2 protein-coding genes are annotated in these 2,322 nt (G+C 69.6%); both read right to left on the bottom strand.

What is annotated here, in order from left to right:
* The coding region (locus tag ACH4OW_RS39045) for a type I polyketide synthase (protein WP_398033681.1) at positions 1-1,528 on the bottom strand (1,528 nt) is incomplete at its 3' end.
* Between the two features lie 92 nt (positions 1,529-1,620).
* Positions 1,621-2,322 (bottom strand): beta-ketoacyl reductase (locus ACH4OW_RS39040; RefSeq protein WP_398033678.1); only part of this gene is annotated, 702 nt, incomplete at its 5' end.

Genomic DNA, 2,322 nt, shown 5'->3' with positions numbered 1-2,322 from the left:
GCTCCGGCACAGCCGCCACATGCTCCGCCAACCGCGCAGCCTGCGCACGCAACGCCGCACCCGAACGCCCCGACACCACCCACGGCACCACACCACCAGAACCAACCGCCCCCGCCGGCTCCCCCTCCACAGACTCCAGCTCAGGCGCCTGCTCCAACACCACATGCGCATTAGTCCCGCTGATACCGAACGAAGACACACCCGCCCGCCGCGGCCGCTCCACCTCCGGCCACGCACGCCCCTCCGTCAACAACTCCACCCCACCAACAGACCAATCCACCTGCCGCGACGGCGCATCCACATGCAGCGTCTTCGGCAGCACACCATGCCGCAACGCCATCACCATCTTGATGACACCACCCACACCAGCAGCCGCCATCGCATGACCGATGTTCGACTTCAACGACCCCAACCACAACGGCCGATCCGCCGCACGACCCCGCCCATACGTCGCCAGCAACGCCTGCGCCTCGATCGGGTCACCCAACGTCGTCCCCGTACCGTGCGCCTCCACCACGTCCACATCCGCCGTGGTCAGCCGCGCGTCCGCCAACGCTGCCTTGATCACCCGCTCCTGCGAAGGACCATTCGGAGCGGTCAGGCCATTCGACGCACCGTCCTGGTTCACGGCAGTACCCCGGACCACAGCCAGCACTTGGTGGCCGAGACGTTCGGCGTCCGACAGCCGCTCGACGACCAGAACGCCCACGCCCTCGGACCAGGCCGTGCCGTCCGCGTCGTTGGAGAACGCCTTGCACCGGCTGTCCGGCGCCAGGCCGCGCTGACGTGAGAAGTCGACGAAGTCGTCCGGGTGCGCCATGACCGTGACGCCGCCTGCGAGGGCCACGGTGCACTCGCCGCGGCGCAGTGACTGGACCGCCAGGTGAAGGGCCGTGAGCGACGACGAGCACGCCGTGTCCACACTCACCGCCGGGCCCTCCAGGCCCAGCGAGTAGGCCACCCGGCCCGAGACGACGCTGCTCGTGCCGCCGTTGCCGAGGAACGGTTCGATGTCGTCGGGCACGGACAGCAGTCGCTTGGTGTAAGCGTTGTCGATGACGCCCAGGAAGACGCCGGTGGCCGAACCGCGGAGGCTGCGGGGGTTCAGGCGAGCCCGTTCCAGTGCTTCCCAGGAGACCTCCAGGACGAGTCGCTGCTGCGGGTCCATTGCCACGGCCTCACGCGGCGAGATCCCGAAGAACGCCGGATCGAAGCCCCCAGCCCCGGCCAGGAAGCCGCCCTCGCGGACATACGTCGTCCCCGCACGATCCGGGTCCGGGTCGTACAGACCCTCCACGTCCCAACCCCGGTCCTCCGGGAACGCCGACATACCGTCGGCACCGTCGGCGACCAGCCGCCACAAGCCCTCCGGCGAGGCCACTCCACCCGGGAACCGGCACGCCATCCCCACGATCGCGATCGGCTCGCTCGCAGCCGAGATGAGCTTGTTGTTCTGCTGCCTGAGCCGCTCCGTCTCCTTCAGCGACGTGCGCAGTGCATCGACAAGCCGGTCGTCGGACGTCGTCATTTCTTGCTCCACAAATTCGCAGGTGACCGAAGGTCGAGGTCAGGGGGTAAGAGCGGGCCGGGGCCGCGTCGGCGGACGCGGGCCGGCGGCGGTCAGGACGAGGACTCGGGAGTGTCCAGTGCCAGCGCGATCAGGCTGTCGGTGTCGAGCTCGTCGATCGCGCCGGACCGCTTCTCGGGCGCGGGCGTGGCCAGGCCGGTGAGCGCCAGGAGTGTGTCCAGGACGCCGGCGTCGGCGAACCGCGTCAGCGGTGTCTTCGCCAGGGCCGCTTGGAGGGCGGCCTCGGTCGGGTCGGCGGACGGTTCGGGTGCGTCGCCGAGCAGTTCCGTGATCAGGTGGGTGGCCAGGGCCGTCACGTTCGGCTGGTTGAAGACGAGGGTGGCGGGCAGCCGGAGTCCGGTGCTGTTCTGGAGGCGGTTGCGCAGTTCGACGGCGGTGAGGGAGTCGAAGCCCAGTTCCTTGAACGCGGCCGAGAGGGAGACGTCGCCGGCGCTGCCGTGGCCCAGGACCATGGCGACCTGGCGGCGGATTTCGTCGACCGCGAACCGTTGCCGGTCGGCGGGCGGCAGTTCGGTGAGCCGTTCGGACCAGGAGCGGTCCACGGGTGCGGTGGCCGCTTGGCGACGTACCGGGCCGGCGAGGGTGCGCAGCACAGCAGGTACCGAACCCGACGCCCGTACCGCACCCAGATCCAACCCCAACGCAGCCACCACCGGCCACGCCGAACCCACCACCTCATCGAACAACCGCAAACCCAACTCCGACGACAACGGCACCTCACCCCCACGCACCAA

Source organism: Streptomyces sp. NPDC017056, assembly GCF_044332485.1.
Lineage (GTDB): Bacteria > Actinomycetota > Actinomycetes > Streptomycetales > Streptomycetaceae > Streptomyces.
Note: the sequence above shows the minus strand (reverse complement) of the source record. Positions and strands in the feature narration are given on the sequence as shown.